Below are 17,233 nucleotides of genomic sequence, written 5' to 3' on the forward strand. Positions count from 1 at the left end.
TTTGAAGAATATAGACTTTCGTCAACAGTGATGAAAGTCTATATTTTTAGTTTTATAGGTAATCCTCTGGTTTTTCACAAGGTTCTTCTTTTTTTGATTTTGAGAAAAAGTCTTTTATTACCTCTAATACTTGAGGCACATTATCTACTATTCTGTCATAAGTATTATTTTGGTTCACAGGAAGAAGCCTGACAGAGTTCTCTCTAAGAACTAAAAATGCAACAGGTCTTACGGTAACCCCTGCTCCTGAGCCGCCACCAAATGGATATTTTTCAGAGGCTTCTTTACCATATTCACCTCCGCCAGATGCAAAACCAAAAGACACTCTAGAAATAGGGATGATATAACTGCCATCTTTTGTTTCTACAGCATCCCCAATTACTGTATTTACATCTATCATGTCTCTAAGACTTTCCATTGTTGTCTTCATTAAGTTTTCGATTGGATGATTACATTCCATAATTTTCCCCTTTAGGGTCCACCTCCTTATATTTTAAGGACAATAATATTAATAAAATCATATATATAATTTTTACTAAATTTAAAAAAATTATACTTTTAAATTGGATTTTAACAAAAACATCTTCTGACTGAAAATTTGGAGCAATATCAGTCTTATTTAAAGTAATGTTTAATAGAACATTAATTATAAGGTTAAGAACCGCTATGACTTGATAAATTATTCCATATATAACTGCTGTGCTAGCAGCATCACCTGTGGAGTAATTTATATCGTAATAAAGTCGTATCTTAGGCTTTATTGGATTATTATTTAGTTTATAAATGATATTTTGTATAACGCTTAAGTTGATTACAAGCTTCTTCTTTTTTTTCTTTTCTTTTTTAGGCTTACACTTTTTTTTATCTTTTTCTGTTTTCTTTTTTAAAGTCTCAATTAATGAAAATACCTTGAATTTATATAAATACACCTTTAAATCCATATCTTTAAATATCACTTGAATTTTCACAGGAAAAGGTATGAGCATCAATATGAGTATGATTATCAAAATATATAATACACGCATTAAAAATTCCTCCAGATAAAGGATACTCAATCCTTATAGTTATAGTATTTCCATTTTTTAAACCTATAACCATGTATATCTAGGTTATTTGCAATTAATTTTGGGAAATTTATAAATATGGATGTACCAAAGGTCAATTACCATATTAAAGATGTACCACTTCAGTCCGAAAAGTATTTTTAAAACTCCGCTGGTTTCTGAGAGGAGGTTTAAAAATATAGACTTTAATATGAAGTGGTACATCTAAAAATGTATCACTTCAATCCGAAAAATATTTTTAAAATTCCGCTGGTTTCTGAGAGAAGGTATAAAAATATAGATTTTAATATGAAGTGCTGCATCTACAGTAGTATATCCATAACCAAACTAAATAAAGGGATTGATATTATGAATATAAAGAAGGTATTAAGTTTTTGTATGAGCCTAGTACTTACTAGTTCTATTGTTGGCACTAATAAAATGGTATATGCCAAGGATTTAACACCTAGTGCTAGATATGTACTAGCAATGGATAGAAACTCAAAGCAGGTTTTATACAACAAGAATGGATATATGCCAGTTCCTATGGCTAGTACAACAAAGATAATGACTGCACTTGTAACCTTATCTAATAAAAGCTTAGAAGAAAAAGTAGTAGTAAGCAAAAACGCTTCTGGTATCAGAGGGTCTACTGTTGGCTTTAGGTCAGGAGAAGAAATATCTATGCATGAACTTGTTTTTGGACTTATGACAAGATCAGGCAATGACGCTGCCATAGCTTTAGCAGAAGCTCAAGGTGGAAGTGTAGAAAACTTTGCAAAGCATATGAGTTCTTTTGCAACAAGCTTAGGGCTTATGGATGCACACTTTGAATCTCCACATGGATTGGATAGTCAAAATCACTATAGCTCAGCTTATGATCTGGCGCTGCTTACTTCAGTGGCTATGGAAAAGCCTAAGTTTAGAGAAATTGCAGCTGTAAAGGAAATAAGAAAAGAGAAATATGGTTTTACCAGAGATTACTCAAATATAAATAAAATACTTCACAGGATACCTGAGGCAAATGGAGTAAAAACAGGATATACAGGACAGGCGGGAAAATGTTTGGTTTCATCTATTAATCATAATGGAAGAGATATTATTATAGTAGTTCTTAACTGTCCGGATAGATGGGAGGCAACTGAGAAGGTGTATAAATATGTAAAAGAAAATTACGATTTTTACTCAGTACCAACCAAAGAAGCTGTAGGTGAAGCAGTGGCAGCTAAAAATAATTATGATGGAGAAAAAAATATAGACTTTGTACTTCCAAAAGGTAAAAGTTATAAGATAGATTATAAGGACTATAAAAATAATAAAAAGTATGAAATCGGTGGAAAAGTAACGGTGCTTGATAATGATGGAAATGAGATAATTAAAAAGTATGTTTATAGAAAATAAAGCTTTTGGTGCACCTTAAATTATTTAAATTTAAGGTGCACCAATTATTTATGCAATATTAAATATAGAAGCGACAAATTAGAAAAGTTCATTAAAGCATAGGATCATTGACCACTTAATTTCAACAGTGAACTTTAATATAAGCTCAATGCAAATCTAAATCCAAATCCAAATTTATAATTTACTCTAGCATTACACTCCATATTTATAGTTTTTTATAGCTACAAATAACAAAAGAGGTTCTAAAAATAGCTTTAAGAGCATAAAAATAAACTTTTGAAATTAGATATCATATAGTAACCAAATTACTTCTAGTGAAATAATTTAGTAGTATAGGATTTTAATAAAGACTGATAATAACTTAACCACTACAGTGTGAACAGTGTAAATCTAAAAACTTGAAATATATGTGTTTAAAATCCTAAATAATCTTTGTGGAGGAGTAGATGGACAGAGAGTTAATTGATTGTATTGATGCTGGAACAGAATATTGTGCTTAAGTTATAAAAAAGCAACAATTCTACTTAAGAGAATTCAAGGTAAGCAGGACATTAGATCCGTCCCACTGTACCGTTTTAACTACAAGTCTTAGTAAGGCTCTTTTGTGCTCAGCGGTTGTTATGGCAGAATACTCATTGTTAATTTTATTGAAAGCTTCTAAAAGTATTTTAATATTCCGGGAACCGTTGCTCAAATTATCATTGGTTAAGTTATCATCAGAAGGTTTATAGTTTTTAGTTAATGTAGAAGAATTAAGTTTTTCAGCTTTTAGCTGCTGTAGTTTAGTATCTAACTTTTCAATTTCAGAGACTATATGCTTCGAAGCTCGTTCACTATCGCAAATAGCCAGTTTTTTTATCAGACTGGAGATAATAGCTTCATTTTCTTTGATTTTTGAATCAATAATTTGAAGTTCATCCTTGTTAGTTTGATTTACTGCTGAGGTATCTAATAAAGCTGATAGTTCTTTACTTAAAAAGTCTTTGCCCAATATTTTAAGATTTTTAGTGACAAGTTTATCTATTATATCCACTCTGATATTTTTATTATTACAAGTAGTTCCGTGGCTTTTATCTTTATTACAGCAGACATAATAATCTAGTCTTCTATTAAGCTTGTGAGAGAATCGACCTTGCTTTAACTTCATAAGAGCACCACATTTTGCACATTGTAATAGACCTAATAGCAGAGCATCATTGTTGCCTGTACCTAGTCTTTTTATAGTCTTTTCCTTAGTAGCTGTAATTTTATTTTGTACACTTAGCCAGGAATCAGCGTCTATGATGCCAGGATGCCTTGAAATAGCAGCTATCCATTCATTTATATTTCTCTCTTCAGTAATATTTTTAGTTTTATTATAGGTAAGATATCCGTTGCCATTTGCTTCACCAAATACATTGATTCCTAGATTTTTTAAATAGTCATTTGTAGCCTTTGAAGATTTAACGTATAGGGGGCTAGAGAGAATTCTTTTAAGCTGGATAGTTGACCAATGTCCCCCGTTTTTACCTCTTATGCAGCATAAGTCTAGATATTTAACTACCTTAGATAAGGAATTATACTCCATATATTTAGAAAAAATCATAGCTACAACCGTAAGTTCTTCCTCATATGGGGAAAGCTGCATGAGAGAACGCTCCTTAAAATCTTCGTCTAGATAAGTGACTCTTTCAGCCTTGAAGCCAAAGGGTTCTTGACCACCTAGCCAGCGGCCTGATTTTGAAAGCTGAAGCATATTGTCCCTAACTCTTTCAGCTATAGTTTCTCTCTCAAGCTGAGCAAATACGCTGGCTATATAGATCATGGCTCTGCCCATTGGAGTAGAGGTGTCGAATTGCTCTCTAATACTTATAAAGTCTATATTATATTTTTGAAGTATTTCTAGGGTTGAGGAAAAGTCCGCTACATTTCTACTTATTCTATCAAGTCTATAACATATTAGAAAATCAAAGGCTTTTTTCTTGGCATCTTTTAAAAGCTGCTGAAATCTTGGCCTGTTAGTATTTTTACCAGAGAATCCTTCGTCCTCGTAAACTATGTATTCCTCAATACCTAATTTTTTCCCATACTCCTTACAAAACTCTATTTGATTTTCAATTGAATCACCTTTACCAGTAAATATAGATTTTCTGCTATAGATAGCTGCTTTCATAAAAACCTCCTGAGGCTTTTGGTATTATTCTATTTTTAAAGAGCTTATATATGACAATAATTTTAGTTATGACATTAATATAAGTAGCTTCATATTATATGTTAGTTGGAATAATTAAGAGGTTATATAAAACATGGAGAATAAAATAACAGTGAAGCTAGAAGGAGCACTCTCAGATAAGCTGAAGGGACAATATGCCAAGGCCTTAGCTAAGATATTGCTGGAGGAGTATGGAAGAGAAGACTGCGTTAAGCTCCTACAGTATCTACAAAAGAATATTTAAAATAAAGCTGATAAGAGTAATTTTATATGTTAGTCAATTTTTATGCAGGGCTCATGAAGATAGCCTTTATGATTAGGGATATATTTTTTATTTATGCATCATTTTATCCCTAGAATTATGATTAAGATAATGTTAAATTTTAAATTGAATGTATAATATTGTACGTAGAGCCGAGCCTGAGAGTATAATTATTGTAAAAGATATGATTAAAGATGTGCTACTTCAATTGTTACACTCAAATAAAGCTTTCGAGAATATAGCTAGCTTTATCTTGAAGTAGTATGTCTCTATGAAGTGCAAATTGAATATAGATTTTTTAAAGATGCAGCACTTCAATTTGAAATTATGTTCTTAAATTTCTAAGTGAATAAAAGGGAGGCTTATATGTCTATATTAGCAGGAATAATTACAGTAGTGGTAAGCATAGTAATTTTAACAGCTTTTGTTCTTATGATAAAAGAAAGCAATATTAGTGACATTAAACTGATGCTATTGGGAATTGAAATCACATTGGTAGGAATATTTGCTGGGATTTTAGCTTTGCTAGGCCTTTGGTTATTTGAGTTTATTGCAGCTATTATTGTGGTAATAGGTATAATAGTTACTCTAAAGGGACTTAAAGCATAATAGCTCAAGATAAAGTACATAAATCAAGAAAAGTACCAGTAATAATTAAAAGGGTTGCTACTAGTTTAAGAATTAAAGAACTGTAAGTTCTATTGAAAAAAGTAGATAACGAAAGGTAGGATTATATATGGACATAGATCAATATGAAGTTGTACAAGCTATTAGTGAAGAATGGGCTAGATATCATGCTATTTACAGATTAACCAAGGTTAATGAGTGGATGTCGCTTAGCTTTCAGGGTGACATAGAAAGATATAAGAATGGGAATTTTTGTTGCTGGGTATTACATAAAGGGATAAGAGTTGGTGGAGCTATAATAAAGCCTAATATGATTAAATGTGTATTTGTTATTCCTCCGTATAAAATGGAGCATATCATTGAGGTTGTAGCTAATTATGCAGAGACGATTACTGATAATAATGAAGTGATTGTAGTACAAGATGCTGATAAGGACAGTTTTGGTTATTATACTTGCTTAGGGTATGAGCTTAATGAGGTTAATAAAATAATGGTGCGTGCTACTGAAAAATTTGAGGCGAGTTTTGGGTCAGAATACAAGCTCTGTGAGCCTAAGTTAGAATATAAAGAAGCTATGACAGAGTTATATTATGAGACCTATAGAGCAAATAAACTTAAAGCTATTTCGGAGCAGAGTTATGAATTTCAAAGTATAAGCGTTGATACATATTTTAGTCATACAAGCCAGAATAACATACCAAGAGCAGTATCAACGATTAAATTAATTTATGTTTAGAAAATCTTCTTAAATTGATTTTTTCTTTTTCAGAAAATTAAGAAAATATCTTTATTCCGATAATTTTAAAAATAATATCTTAGGTTGCTTTGCAACCAATAAAATTTTTTCTATTTTTTTGTTCCATAGTCTTTCTTTTTATCATCACCTTTGTTAAAATTATATTGTTATAGGTCGCGTATTTTTATATGTTGATTTAATCGTGATATATCTTCAGATATTAGAGGTTCTCGTCGAAAAGATTCTAATATTCTTGAAGATATTTCTTTTATACCAACTTTTAATTCTCTTATTGCTACGCTACCTTTTTCTAACAGTTGTCTTAATATGTCTGATATCTGTATTAATAAATAGTGGTTTTTCATAGCTTGATAATTTAAACAACAAGCATGCTCTATGTCATATCTTATATTCTTCTGGTTATTAAAGCCTTCATTTTCAATTTTCCACCTACTTCTACCAGCAGATACAATTTTGAACGCATTTCTTTTGGTAATCTGTATATTCGTAACAAAAACAAAGTTTTTGGTCGTTTTTTCACGGCTGTCTTTATCTTTAGATTTCTTAAAAATTGTCTCAGTAAAATCTACGGTATTAATAAATCTATGTTTATATGAGACTTCATTAATATAAGTTGCATCCCAACTAAACTCTTGTTTTTCAAAAGCCAATGTAGAAGTAATTTCGTTGTTTTCAAAGCTTTTTATAACCTGAATTTCTTCCCAGAGAGTTTTGGCTCTTCCTTCTTTAAATCTAAAGATAAATTCCCAATTATACTCATCACATAATTCATAAATCGGTTCACAAGCATAAAGACTATCCCCTAGAAGACAGATATTTAGCTTTCTAAACTTGTATTTTAATTTTTCATTAGCCTTTTAGTTTGCATTTATTTCACAATCCTGTTTGCTGACGCTCTCGTCCTCATTTTCAACAAATTCAGTTAATATACTAAATACCATATCTCCTAAGACTAACTTTGCTTCTAAAACCGTATGATAGTATACAGTTTTTTCTACTTCTCCAGTTTCTTTATTTTTATATTCTTTTTTAAACAGTGATCACAATGCCTTTCGTTAAAAGAATATAGTTGTGAACCATCAATGGCAATACACCAGTATTTATCCATCAATCTATATTTCTCTAATGATCTTTTTTCTGAAAAGTTCTCTTATCATGTAGTCTCTAATTTTTTCTAATTCACTTACTTCTAACTCTTTTAGAAAGTTATTAATTGTATCATAATGTGGTATTTCTTCTAAAGAATCATATCCTAATGACGTCGCAATATTTTCTATTACGGCGTCATTATTAAAATCTTTGTCATTTTGTTCATGCTTACTATGCCTGAAACATTTTTCATTATTACCGTAAATAGTATTATTTCTGGTGTATAAGTAACATAATTCTGATTTCTTTTGTCTTTTACAATTGCTAATTTTTTATTTAGATCTTTAAAAAAGTGGTTTTTAATTTTCGAAAATTCTCCGAAATAATTTATTTCATTTTCTTTTTTTCTCTTTTGTTTTCTTGTCATTTTATCCATATTTCATCCCCGCAAACGTAGTAAATTAGGCACTTTCCCTTATTATATTATACCATATTTTATTACATTTTTGGGTGTTTTTAACTCGAAATATATTTACTCCTTAATGCTGTACCAAGAGAGTGGTCCACACTGATTTTCGAAGCTAAAACCAATAGATTGATTGGTAATTGTACTGTTGGATTAGTGAATGAGCTTCCGTACATATTAGATTTTGTGGTGCATCCTGATTTTCAAAGAAGAGGCTTAGCTTCGAAGATGGTAAAAAGAACCTTAAATCTATTAATAGATAAATATCCAGCACTAAGACTTAGTGTCCATGTAGGAAATGATGCAGGGTCTTTTTATTCTGAATTAGGGTTTATAGGTCTAAGTGAAAAGTATATGCTGAGCAAAATCTTAAAATATGATTAATAAATAGTTGTAGTGAGGTGCTGTTTTTTAGTACAAGCTTTTAATATTAATTAGAGTTGTGGTATAATTTGGATGTTGACTAAAGTTAAATATAGATGTGCGATTTTAATATAAAAATTCTTATTATAAATTAGGGCCATGTTAAACCCATTATGTTTTTAAACGGAACTAAAATTTTAATAAGGGTTAGTAACTATGCTGAAATTAAGGTTGCACATATAAAAAAAGAGGCGATAAAATGAAAGATACTAAATTTAATAAAAATGCTTTAGTAGCAGTAAAGTCAATATTTTTTACCCTTGCAGCACTGATTGTATTAGAGGTTCTTCTTTCATCACTAAAGAGAGTGGGAGTAGATATACTGCCAGATAGTCTTCTGGGAAACGTACTATTAGAAGCTGTTATCTTTATTGTTCAGTTTATTATCGTAAAAAAATATAGTGAAAAAAGTTTCTTTAAGACCATAGGTTTTAAGAAGGAAAAAAACAGTGGAAAGAAAATATGGTCAGGAGTAGTCATGGGACTTTTTGGTTCCATATTTATGTTTGTTGCAGGCTGTGTAATAAAACTTTATTTTTATGACGGAATCGGATTTAGCTTTTACTCTTGGAATATAGTATTAGTCTTTGTTTTAAGCTTATTTGTAAGAGCTGCTTTTGCTGGAGTTTGTGAAGAGGTATTTTTTAGAGGTGTGTTACTAAATTATTTCTCAAGATATAAAGGGAAGATGTTTGGGCTTGTAGTAAGCTCAATAGTTTTTATGATTTTTCACTGTACAAGATACCAGAGTATAAGTCAGTTGTTAGCGGTTTTAACCGGCGGAATTTTACTTGGCTATGTTTATATAGTGACTAAATCACTTTATATGTCAGTAGGTATACATATTGCCACAGACTTTTTTTCAAATCTAGCTAGTATTAAAGGACAACCAGGATTGCTTATTATTAGCGCCAACTCTAAATTCTCTTTAGCATATTTAACTGAAAATATGTTTGTATTAACCTCCATAATGTATATAATTTTGTTATGTATGTTTATGATAGCTTATAGAATAAGGATTAAAAATTATAATGGATATAATGGCTTTTAATTTGTTTAGGTATAATAGATACTTTTTTACTGTAAAGGAAAGTGTAAATTTTTTTTGTTAGCTAAACCTAGTAATATCAAGGACTTATAACAGCTATTTAGGGGAAACAGTAAAAAATAAATCATATTCGCCTCCCAGATTTTCCTCATATACATTCGGAAAGGCAGATGCGCAAAAAAGCTCACTGAAGAAGATCGCTTCAGCGACTTTTTTATTGGATAGGTTTTTAATATGTGATTAAATAACCACTTCTCAGTATAATTTATTGAGGAAGTGGTTTTATTTTTTAGTGAAGGCAATGTGTTAGATTAGATGTAAGATAAAATTCTTGTATAGACAAACTCCCCATATAATAAAAATGAGAGTTAAAATATGTTTGTAGTAATCAATTACATTTAGCGTGTGTAAGGTAAAGATTTATTTTGAATTAAGAGGTACATCTATAATTCTTTACGGAAGCTGATTAAAGTAGATGATTGCTTGCTAACTAATGAAACAGAATATTTATTAATAGGAGGAGAGTGGGACAATGGATAAGAATATAAAGGGCATAATTCCAGAAGGATTTTTATGGGGGGGTGCAGTAACATCTTTTCAGAGTGAGGGAGCTTATAATGAAGGTGGAAAAGGACTTTCCATAGTAGATAAAAGAGAAATAAAAGAAGGGTTTTCAGATTGGAAGGTAGCTGTTGACTTTTATCATAGATATAAGGAAGACATTAAGTTGTTTAAGGAGCTAGGAATCAATTCGTATCGTACCAGTATTTCATGGGCAAGGGTTATACCGGATGGAGAAGGACAAGTTAATGAAGAAGGCTTAAAGTTTTATGATGATTTATTTGATGAATTATTGAAAAATGGCATAGAACCTGTAATTACTCTATATCACTTTGATTTACCACAGGCTTTAGCAGAGAAGTACAATGGATTTGCATCAAGAAAAGTAGTAGAGCTTTTTGCGAATTATGCAAAGCTTGTATTTGAAAGATATAAGAATAAGGTTAAATACTGGATAACCTTCAATGAGCAGAATTTTTCAGTTTTTGGAATTGATCATTGGGGAGTTAAAACAAAGGAAGGTGATAATAAGGAAGCAGTTGGTTTCCAGGTATGTCATAATGTTTTTATAGCTCATGCTAAGGCAACTAAACTGTTGCATGAGATAATACCTGATGGAAAGATGGGCGGAATGATAGCTTATACTACAACTTACCCTGCTACTTGCAAGCCAGAGGATGCATTGGCCAACCAGAAAGTAAAGGAATTATTTAATGACTTACATTTTGATGTATTTGCTAATGGTGAATATCCATCCTTTATCACTAGCTTATGGGCAAAGAGAGGTATAAAGCCAGTATTTGAAGCAGGAGATGAACAATTATTAAAAGAGAATACTGTAGATTACCTTACATTCAGCTATTATAGAAGCGATATTGTAGAATATATAGCTGGTGAAGAGGATGGAGGGTTACTTAAAGGAATAAAAAGGAATCCATATCTAGAGGCTAATGAATGGGGATGGGCTATTGACCCAATAGGCTTTAGAATTGCCTTAAAGAAAGTATATGCTAGATATAGGATGCCTATATTCGTTACTGAAAATGGAATTGGTGTTAGAGAACAGTTGGATGAAAATAATACTGTAAATGATGATTACAGAATTGATTATCTAAGAGAACATATAAAACAGATGAAGCTTGCCATGGAAGAAGGAGTAGAAGTAATAGGGTATCTTACTTGGGGCTGCACAGATATTTTAAGCTCCCAGGGAGAGATGAAGAAGAGATATGGATTCATATTCGTTAACCGTGATGAGACTGATTTGAAAGATTTAAAGAGATATAAAAAGAAAAGTTTTGAATGGTTTAAGCAGGTTATAGCATCAAATGGAGAAGACATCTAAAGGAGATTTGACTTAAGTTGATAACTCTTTATATAAGGAATAATTATATAAGAAGTTTTATTTTCTAAACATAAGTGTAGATAGAAATTCCTTGAATAAAACTACTTTATAGTACAGAATTGTATTATAAGGTAGTTTTTTTATGATATTATCTAGTATTTATTTGAATAGCTCAGCAATGATTTATTGTTTTATGTATATTATTTTAGGTTTGTCAGCGTACTTTTTTAGTAATTGGTATTATGGAAAAACTTTAAAGTTATAATATATAGGGAACCTTTATGAAAACTTAATTTATGCATGTTATAAAATCCCGGCTTCTGGGGATTAGATGATCCCGGCTTCTGGGGATCATCAGGCATGTAAAATTAATAGTTGAAGTTGGTTGCCTATAAAACTGATTTTGAAGTAAATAAATAATTTAGATAAATGTTTGGAGGAAAATATATGACATATCAAGTTCCAGAACTATTTAGAGATTATGAGGATACAATAAAGAAATCACTGCGCAAAGCTAACGAAATAACTTTTACAATAGAACAAACAAAGCCTTGGGATAGTAAACTAGGTGGGTGTCCTTATCTTGAGAATATTGAGGAATATCCTTCAGGAAAGAACGGCAAACCAATGATATTCCTAGCACAGATAAATCTAGCCGATTTGATTGAACTTGAAGATATGCCAAAGCAAGGGCTTCTTCAGTTTTTCATAAATAATGATGATTGTTACGGCTTTGATGCTCCTTGTAAGGTTAGGTATATTGAGAATCACATAAAGGAAGAAAGTAGATTGCTTTCAGAGAATCCTTATGAAAAAGAATATGAACAATTCTTACCTTTTAATAAAAACGGAAAGATGAGTTTTGAATTAAGAGAAATGCCAATAACCTGTAGCTGTGAGGACTTTGATAAAGCTTTCGTTGGAAAGCCTTTTACTGAAGAGCTGGAAGAGGAGGCATGGGAAGAATTTGATGGTGCAGGAAGCAGAGTAGGTGGGTATCCATACTTTGTTCAAGCAGAACCTGAATTTTATGGAGAATATGATGTTTTGCTTCTTCAGCTAGATGTTGAAGATAAATGTGGTATTATGTTTGGCGATTCAGGAAACTGTAATTTCTTTATCTCTAAGGAGGATTTGAAGAATAAAGACTTTTCAAAGGTTGAGTATGATTGGCAGTGTTGCTAATTGTAGACTAAGGTAATCTGAGTAAGAGGTTATAGAATTAATAATTTTCCGTATAGAGAAGCTTATTATGGGGATTAGGGAGAATATTGTATGCAAAAAATAAAACTTTTTAGAGACATAGAAGGTAACATTTTAGATATAGGAGGTGGGGGAGAAGGTATAATCGGAAGGTTATATCCTACCCAAGCTATTGTTATAGATAATCGTAAGGATGAACTTCTGGAGGCGCCTAAAGGCCCTATTAAGCTTATTATGGATGCCAGAGAAATGTGTTTTGTAGATGAATGTTTTGATAACGTTACTGCTTTTTATAGTTTTATGTTTATTAATAAGGATGATCATCCAAAAGTCATTAAAGAGATAAGCAGGGTGCTAAAGGACGGAGGCCGTTTATATGTATGGGACACAAAAATAGAAGAAGCAAATCCTTTTTTAGCAGATATTGAAATTACCATAGATGAGCAGGTTATTAGTACAACCTATGGAGTAGGAAAAAAGGATGCATATCAGGATGCAGAGTATTTTAGAAAATTGATAAGCACTAGTGGATTTAAGTTGATAGAGGAGAGCACAGAGGGGGAGCATTTCTATCAATGCTGGAAAAACTTAGGGTAGTTAAGGGTGAGCAGCACAAATTTTAATGTATATATGAATGTTATAGTGGCTCGATTGTCAAGACAAAAATATTTAAGTTTACAATGAACCATATTTTACCATTATGTAGTTGCACTATGCAGTAATACCAAGTAGCACAGGATAGTAGTTTTCTGCCGGAGTTTGATAGCCAAGTGCAGAGTGGAGCTTTTCAAAATTGTAGCTGTGGATAAAATCACCAATCTGCTTACGGGCATCTCTTATGTTAACATAGTCCTTCAGGTAGACTTCGTCATATTTGAGCGTGCGGAACCAGCGTTCAATCATGATATTGTCTGCCCATCTGCTCTTACCATCCATGCTAATTTTGACTCTATGGTTTTCCACAAAGCTAATATACTCATGACCTGTGAATTACCGCCTTGATCAGAGTTCAATGTTTCAGGTTTAGCAACAGAAAAGGCTTTTTCAAGAGCGCTTTTAACCATATTTGTGGATAACGTATCGTCCAGCTCCCAGCCTACGATGAGACGACTGTGCCAGTCGATAATGGCTGTCAGATAGACAAAACCATGTTTGAGGCGGATGTAGGTTATATCGATAGACCATGATTGATTCGGCCTTACAATATCCACATTCCTAAGAAGATAAGGGTATATCTTGTGTCCTTTAGCAGGCTTGGACAGGTTGGGTTTAGGGTAGATCGCATGTATGTCCATATCCTGCATGTACCTGCGAGTCTTCAATCTACCTATATCGAATCCTTATGCCGCAAATGCTTTGAAATCTGCCCTGGAGCCCCAGGATGGGTTGTCAGTGTGCATTCTATCTATGGAGTCTTTTATAGCTAATTCTGTTTCAGACGGACTTTTACTCTTGTAGTATGCACTGGTACGGTTTACGTCCAGTAATTCAGCTACTGTGGATAAAGGGAGTTCCTTGCTATCTTTTGGGCGCGGAGTAAATTTACTCTCCCAATCAGGTCCAAAGAGTTCTTCAGATTTTTTTGAGCCAATCAACCTGCGTAGTTAACTGACCAACTTTCTTATATAGATCATCCTTCTCCGCTTCGCTTGATTTAAGGCTTTCTTTAAGCTTTTCATCCTTTTTATTATCAAAGGCATTGGCGGCGTTTTCGAGGAATTCGCTCTTCCAGTTACGCAACTGGTTTGGAGCAATCTCGTGTTCACTTGCCAGCTGGCTCAACTCCTTTTCGCCTTTTAGTAGCTCTATTATTACTTTAGCTTTGAATTCTGGTGTGAATGTTCTTTTTCTCATAATGAAAACCTGCTTTCTTTTGATACTTTTATTATATCAGGTTCATTATATTTAACTCATATTTTTGTTGAGTTTTCTTAGACCATTATATGTTTTAAATAAATGTTGGTGATATACAAGAGGTGATACAAATAGTCAAAAGCCTTTTTCAAGACTCTATGTTTGAAAATACATATAGTTAATTAGGCTGTACATCTATAGAGAGCATTTTCAATTGAGGGGTATTTATTACGAAACTTTATTATTAGATAACAGAGTTGTAAAATCTATTTCAAAATCTCCTCTGTGGTTTTAGAGGGGATTTTGAAAATATAAATTTTGTAGTGAATGGGTACATTTATAGGAACTATTTAGTACTTATATCTACAAAACAGATAAGCCAGCATTAAGGAGTAAATATATTTCGAGTTAAAAACACCCAAAAATGTAATAAAATATGGTATAATATAATAAGGGAAAGTGCCTAATTTACTACGTTTGCGGGGATGAAATATGGATAAAATGACAAGAAAACAAAAGAGAAAAAAAGAGAATGAAATAAATTATTTCGGAGAATTTTCGAAAATTAAAAACCACTTTTTTAAAGATCTAAATAAAAAATTAGCAATTGTAAAAGACAAAAGAAATCAGAATTATGTTACTTATACACCAGAAATAATACTATTTACGGTAATAATGAAAAATGTTTCAGGCATAGTAAGCATGAACAAAATGACAAAAGATTTTAATAATGACGCCGTAATAGAAAATATTAAACGTCATTAGGATATGATTCTTTAGAAGAAATACCACATTATGATACAATTAATAACTTTCTAAAAGAGTTAGAAGTAAGTGAATTAGAAAAAATTAGAGACTACATGATAAGAGAACTTTTCAGAAAAGATCATTAGAGAAATATAGATTGATGGATAAATACTGGTGTATTGCCATTGATGGTTCACAACTATATTCTTTTAACGAAAGGCATTGTGATCACTGTTTAAAAAAGAATATAAAAATAAAGAAACTGGAGAAGTAGAAAAAAACTGTATACTATCATACGGTTTTAGAAGCAAAGTTAGTCTTAGGAGATATGGTATTTAGTATATTAACTGAATTTGTTGAAAATGAGGACGAGAGCGTCAGCAAACAGGATTGTGAAATAAATGCGACTAAAAGGCTAATGAAAAAATTAAAATACAAGTTTAGAAAGCTAAATATCTGTCTTCTAGGGGATAGTCTTTATGCTTGTGAACCGATTTATGAATTATGTGATGAGTATAATTGGGAATTTATCTTTAGATTTAAAGAAGGAAGAGCCAAAACTCTCTGGGAAGAAATTCAGGTTATAAAAAGCTTTGAAAACAACGAAATTACTTCTACATTGGCTTTTGAAAAACAAGAGTTTAGTTGGGATGCAACTTATATTAATGAAGTCTCATATAAACATAGATTTATTAATACCGTAGATTTTACTGAGACAATTTTTAAGAAATCTAAAGATAAAGACAGCCGTGAAAAAACGACCAAAAACTTTGTTTTTGTTACGAATATACAGATTACCAAAAGAAATGCGTTCAAAATTGTATCTGCTGGTAGAAGTAGGTGGAAAATTGAAAATGAAGGCTTTAATAACCAGAAGAATATAAGATATGACATAGAGCATGCTTGTTGTTTAAATTATCAAGCTATGAAAAACCACTATTTATTAATACAGATATCAGACATATTAAGACAACTGTTAGAAAAAGGTAGCGTAGCAATAAGAGAATTAAAAGTTGGTATAAAAGAAATATCTTCAAGAATATTAGAATCTTTTCGACGAGAACCTCTAATATCTGAAGATATATCACGATTAAATCAACATATAAAAATACGCGACCTATAACAATATAATTTTAACAAAGGTGATGATAAAAAGAAAGACTATGGAACAAAAAAATAGAAAAAATTTTATTGGTTGCAAAGCAACCTAAGATATTATTTTTAAAATTATCGGAATAAAGATATTTTCTTAATTTTCTGAAAAAGAAAAAATCAATTTAAGAAGATTTTCTAAACATAAATTAATTTAATCGTTGATACTGACAGATAAGCAATAAATTTTATTATTAACGCACTACATAATATAATTAAAAGTACATCAGCAGCACCTATTACAAGCTTTCCACTTCTAACTAAGGCTGATAGTACAACAATTACGAGAAATATGACTTCATAACTAATGCTTGAAGATTTTTCGCTTAAGTAATGTTTTCTCTCATCTTCATATCTTTCATTCTGATTTGATTTTGTTTTCTTTAATAAATAAATTAAAAATATAAGAGAGCAAGAACCTAATAAAAAGGCAAGTAAGTCTATTTCTTTTGTAAAAATCAACTTAAAAAATCCAATGCTCAAAAATAGTATCGTCCATACTATTGCACCAACTAATATTGAATCTGACTTCTTTTGATTATTATCTTCCATGTTAAATCCTCCTATTCAAAGCAAAACACTTCTTCAATTATTTTATTAAATACTTTTGATATTCTATAAGCTAGGATGATTGACGGATTATATTTTCCTTTTTCTAATGAAATTATAGTTTGTCTTGAGGTTTCTACTAATTTGGCTAAATCATCTTGGGTTAAGTTCTGCGCTTCTCTTAACTCTTTTATATGGTTTTTCATATAATCACTCTTTCTATGTAAAATGCACTTTACATTATTATTGTAATTAATTCCATTTGTAATGTCAAGTTTGTTTTACATTTATATTTGAAGATCATAATTATTCCAAAAAATTAAAGAGTTTATTAAGATGAATTAATTTGATCAGAAATTTATTTTTAAGCTCCTCAGGCGTCTGAGAAAAGAATTTGAAAATATAAATTTAAAAACGAAGCATCATAGATATTTATTTTGAATATAAGGAATGAACCACTATATATAATAAAGGACATCAAAGTCCTAACTAGAAAAGTGAAACTTAAAAAGAGG

At 31.2% G+C, this 17,233-nt stretch carries 21 protein-coding genes and 1 pseudogene; 11 read left to right on the top strand and 11 right to left on the bottom strand.

Features of this window, described 5'->3' with window-relative positions:
- Nucleotides 1–52: 52 nt before the first annotated feature.
- Together ytfJ and C1I91_RS10680 are read right to left on the bottom strand one after the other, a co-directional pair.
- Nucleotides 53–460, bottom strand: a complete 408-nt coding sequence (gene ytfJ / locus C1I91_RS10675; RefSeq protein ID WP_164880495.1) for a GerW family sporulation protein — start codon at nucleotides 458–460, stop codon at nucleotides 53–55.
- The gene (locus tag C1I91_RS10680; RefSeq protein WP_128212878.1) at nucleotides 450–1,025 is read right to left on the bottom strand and encodes a DUF2953 domain-containing protein; all 576 of its coding nucleotides are present in this window, start codon (nucleotides 1,023–1,025) and stop codon (nucleotides 450–452) included. The genes ytfJ and C1I91_RS10680 overlap by 11 nt, the downstream gene beginning before the upstream one ends.
- 417 nt (nucleotides 1,026–1,442) lie before the next feature.
- Here C1I91_RS10680 and C1I91_RS10685 point away from each other — a divergent pair.
- Nucleotides 1,443–2,252, top strand: a pseudogene (locus tag C1I91_RS10685) (D-alanyl-D-alanine carboxypeptidase family protein); the annotation flags it as partial.
- 712 nt (nucleotides 2,253–2,964) lie between these two features.
- Here the strand turns inward: C1I91_RS10685 and C1I91_RS10690 are convergent.
- Nucleotides 2,965–4,596, bottom strand: coding sequence for a recombinase family protein (locus tag C1I91_RS10690; RefSeq protein WP_128212880.1), 1,632 nt, complete (start codon nucleotides 4,594–4,596; stop codon nucleotides 2,965–2,967).
- A 133-nt stretch (nucleotides 4,597–4,729) separates the two neighbouring features.
- On the opposite strand from C1I91_RS10690, the gene C1I91_RS28110 reads away from it, so the two are divergent.
- From C1I91_RS28110 to C1I91_RS10700, 3 genes are all read left to right on the top strand, one after another.
- Nucleotides 4,730–4,879: a hypothetical protein gene (locus tag C1I91_RS28110; protein ID WP_164880496.1), complete on the top strand. Its 150-nt coding sequence runs from the start codon at nucleotides 4,730–4,732 to the stop codon at nucleotides 4,877–4,879.
- A 384-nt stretch (nucleotides 4,880–5,263) separates the two neighbouring features.
- On the top strand, nucleotides 5,264–5,506 hold the full coding sequence (locus C1I91_RS10695) for a hypothetical protein (protein ID WP_128212881.1): 243 nt from the start codon (nucleotides 5,264–5,266) through the stop codon (nucleotides 5,504–5,506).
- 127 nt (nucleotides 5,507–5,633) lie between these two features.
- A complete protein-coding gene (locus C1I91_RS10700; RefSeq protein ID WP_128212882.1) occupies nucleotides 5,634–6,260 on the top strand; it encodes a hypothetical protein in 627 nt (208 codons plus the stop codon).
- A 167-nt stretch (nucleotides 6,261–6,427) separates the two neighbouring features.
- On the opposite strand, the gene C1I91_RS28545 is transcribed toward C1I91_RS10700, so the two are convergent.
- Nucleotides 6,428–7,096: a transposase gene (locus tag C1I91_RS28545; protein ID WP_205694333.1), complete on the bottom strand. Its 669-nt coding sequence runs from the start codon at nucleotides 7,094–7,096 to the stop codon at nucleotides 6,428–6,430.
- 461 nt (nucleotides 7,097–7,557) lie between these two features.
- Nucleotides 7,558–7,806: a hypothetical protein gene (locus C1I91_RS28550; RefSeq protein WP_205694264.1), complete on the bottom strand. Its 249-nt coding sequence runs from the start codon at nucleotides 7,804–7,806 to the stop codon at nucleotides 7,558–7,560.
- A gap of 186 nt (nucleotides 7,807–7,992) precedes the next feature.
- Here C1I91_RS28550 and C1I91_RS10710 point away from each other — a divergent pair, with 186 nt between their 5' ends.
- From C1I91_RS10710 to C1I91_RS10730, 5 genes are all read left to right on the top strand, one after another.
- On the top strand, nucleotides 7,993–8,220 hold the full coding sequence (locus C1I91_RS10710; protein ID WP_238475962.1) for a GNAT family N-acetyltransferase: 228 nt from the start codon (nucleotides 7,993–7,995) through the stop codon (nucleotides 8,218–8,220).
- A 238-nt stretch (nucleotides 8,221–8,458) separates the two neighbouring features.
- Nucleotides 8,459–9,310: a CPBP family intramembrane glutamic endopeptidase gene (locus C1I91_RS10715; protein WP_128212884.1), complete on the top strand. Its 852-nt coding sequence runs from the start codon at nucleotides 8,459–8,461 to the stop codon at nucleotides 9,308–9,310.
- Between the two features lie 529 nt (nucleotides 9,311–9,839).
- Nucleotides 9,840–11,213, top strand: coding sequence for a glycoside hydrolase family 1 protein (locus tag C1I91_RS10720; protein ID WP_128212885.1), 1,374 nt, complete (start codon nucleotides 9,840–9,842; stop codon nucleotides 11,211–11,213).
- Nucleotides 11,214–11,660: 447 nt separating this feature from the next.
- Nucleotides 11,661–12,398, top strand: coding sequence for a YwqG family protein (locus C1I91_RS10725; RefSeq protein WP_128212886.1), 738 nt, complete (start codon nucleotides 11,661–11,663; stop codon nucleotides 12,396–12,398).
- A 90-nt stretch (nucleotides 12,399–12,488) separates the two neighbouring features.
- Nucleotides 12,489–13,013: a class I SAM-dependent methyltransferase gene (locus tag C1I91_RS10730; protein ID WP_128212887.1), complete on the top strand. Its 525-nt coding sequence runs from the start codon at nucleotides 12,489–12,491 to the stop codon at nucleotides 13,011–13,013.
- A 114-nt stretch (nucleotides 13,014–13,127) separates the two neighbouring features.
- On the opposite strand, the gene C1I91_RS28795 is transcribed toward C1I91_RS10730, so the two are convergent.
- The 4 genes from C1I91_RS28795 to C1I91_RS28810 are packed head-to-tail and all read right to left on the bottom strand — an operon-like array spanning nucleotide 13,128 to nucleotide 14,270.
- A complete protein-coding gene (locus C1I91_RS28795) occupies nucleotides 13,128–13,319 on the bottom strand; it encodes an integrase core domain-containing protein (protein ID WP_238475963.1) in 192 nt (63 codons plus the stop codon).
- Nucleotides 13,316–13,720 (bottom strand): DDE-type integrase/transposase/recombinase, encoded by a 405-nt coding sequence (locus C1I91_RS28800; protein WP_338032605.1) that lies wholly within the window; start codon nucleotides 13,718–13,720, stop codon nucleotides 13,316–13,318. The genes C1I91_RS28795 and C1I91_RS28800 overlap by 4 nt, the downstream gene beginning before the upstream one ends.
- A 36-nt stretch (nucleotides 13,721–13,756) precedes the next feature.
- Nucleotides 13,757–14,011, bottom strand: a complete 255-nt coding sequence (locus C1I91_RS28805; RefSeq protein ID WP_238475964.1) for a hypothetical protein — start codon at nucleotides 14,009–14,011, stop codon at nucleotides 13,757–13,759.
- Nucleotides 13,989–14,270 (bottom strand): transposase, encoded by a 282-nt coding sequence (locus C1I91_RS28810; protein WP_238475825.1) that lies wholly within the window; start codon nucleotides 14,268–14,270, stop codon nucleotides 13,989–13,991. The genes C1I91_RS28805 and C1I91_RS28810 overlap by 23 nt, the downstream gene beginning before the upstream one ends.
- A gap of 492 nt (nucleotides 14,271–14,762) precedes the next feature.
- Between C1I91_RS28810 and C1I91_RS28555 the strand changes: the two genes are divergently transcribed.
- Both C1I91_RS28555 and C1I91_RS28560 read left to right on the top strand, forming a co-directional pair.
- Nucleotides 14,763–15,035 (top strand): hypothetical protein, encoded by a 273-nt coding sequence (locus tag C1I91_RS28555; RefSeq protein ID WP_205694302.1) that lies wholly within the window; start codon nucleotides 14,763–14,765, stop codon nucleotides 15,033–15,035.
- 310 nt (nucleotides 15,036–15,345) lie between these two features.
- Nucleotides 15,346–16,140: a transposase gene (locus tag C1I91_RS28560; protein ID WP_205694303.1), complete on the top strand. Its 795-nt coding sequence runs from the start codon at nucleotides 15,346–15,348 to the stop codon at nucleotides 16,138–16,140.
- 167 nt (nucleotides 16,141–16,307) lie between these two features.
- On the opposite strand, the gene C1I91_RS10745 is transcribed toward C1I91_RS28560, so the two are convergent.
- Nucleotides 16,308–16,721: a DUF2178 domain-containing protein gene (locus C1I91_RS10745; protein ID WP_128212888.1), complete on the bottom strand. Its 414-nt coding sequence runs from the start codon at nucleotides 16,719–16,721 to the stop codon at nucleotides 16,308–16,310.
- Between the two features lie 11 nt (nucleotides 16,722–16,732).
- Nucleotides 16,733–16,924: a helix-turn-helix transcriptional regulator gene (locus tag C1I91_RS10750; protein ID WP_128212889.1), complete on the bottom strand. Its 192-nt coding sequence runs from the start codon at nucleotides 16,922–16,924 to the stop codon at nucleotides 16,733–16,735.
- Nucleotides 16,925–17,233 lie beyond the last annotated feature (309 nt).

Source organism: Clostridium manihotivorum (assembly GCF_004015185.1).
GTDB lineage: Bacteria > Bacillota > Clostridia > Clostridiales > Clostridiaceae > Clostridium_AR > Clostridium_AR manihotivorum.

Excerpts from the sequence above, each read along its gene's own strand:
- ytfJ (WP_164880495.1), bottom strand. The coding sequence starts at position 460 with ATGGAATGTAATCATCCAATCGAAAACTTAATGAAGACAACAATGGAA.
- C1I91_RS10680 (WP_128212878.1), bottom strand. The coding sequence starts at position 1,025 with ATGCGTGTATTATATATTTTGATAATCATACTCATATTGATGCTCATA.
- C1I91_RS10690 (WP_128212880.1), bottom strand. The coding sequence starts at position 4,596 with ATGAAAGCAGCTATCTATAGCAGAAAATCTATATTTACTGGTAAAGGT.
- C1I91_RS28110 (WP_164880496.1), top strand. The coding sequence starts at position 4,730 with ATGGAGAATAAAATAACAGTGAAGCTAGAAGGAGCACTCTCAGATAAG.
- C1I91_RS10695 (WP_128212881.1), top strand. The coding sequence starts at position 5,264 with ATGTCTATATTAGCAGGAATAATTACAGTAGTGGTAAGCATAGTAATT.
- C1I91_RS10700 (WP_128212882.1), top strand. The coding sequence starts at position 5,634 with ATGGACATAGATCAATATGAAGTTGTACAAGCTATTAGTGAAGAATGG.
- C1I91_RS28550 (WP_205694264.1), bottom strand. The coding sequence starts at position 7,806 with ATGGATAAAATGACAAGAAAACAAAAGAGAAAAAAAGAAAATGAAATA.
- C1I91_RS10715 (WP_128212884.1), top strand. The coding sequence starts at position 8,459 with ATGAAAGATACTAAATTTAATAAAAATGCTTTAGTAGCAGTAAAGTCA.
- C1I91_RS10720 (WP_128212885.1), top strand. The coding sequence starts at position 9,840 with ATGGATAAGAATATAAAGGGCATAATTCCAGAAGGATTTTTATGGGGG.
- C1I91_RS10725 (WP_128212886.1), top strand. The coding sequence starts at position 11,661 with ATGACATATCAAGTTCCAGAACTATTTAGAGATTATGAGGATACAATA.
- C1I91_RS10730 (WP_128212887.1), top strand. The coding sequence starts at position 12,489 with ATGCAAAAAATAAAACTTTTTAGAGACATAGAAGGTAACATTTTAGAT.
- C1I91_RS28795 (WP_238475963.1), bottom strand. The coding sequence starts at position 13,319 with ATGATTGAACGCTGGTTCCGCACGCTCAAATATGACGAAGTCTACCTG.
- C1I91_RS28800 (WP_338032605.1), bottom strand. The coding sequence starts at position 13,720 with ATGCAGGATATGGACATACATGCGATCTACCCTAAACCCAACCTGTCC.
- C1I91_RS28810 (WP_238475825.1), bottom strand. The coding sequence starts at position 14,270 with ATGAGAAAAAGAACATTCACACCAGAATTCAAAGCTAAAGTAATAATA.
- C1I91_RS28555 (WP_205694302.1), top strand. The coding sequence starts at position 14,763 with ATGGATAAAATGACAAGAAAACAAAAGAGAAAAAAAGAGAATGAAATA.
- C1I91_RS28560 (WP_205694303.1), top strand. The coding sequence starts at position 15,346 with ATGGTATTTAGTATATTAACTGAATTTGTTGAAAATGAGGACGAGAGC.
- C1I91_RS10745 (WP_128212888.1), bottom strand. The coding sequence starts at position 16,721 with ATGGAAGATAATAATCAAAAGAAGTCAGATTCAATATTAGTTGGTGCA.
- C1I91_RS10750 (WP_128212889.1), bottom strand. The coding sequence starts at position 16,924 with ATGAAAAACCATATAAAAGAGTTAAGAGAAGCGCAGAACTTAACCCAA.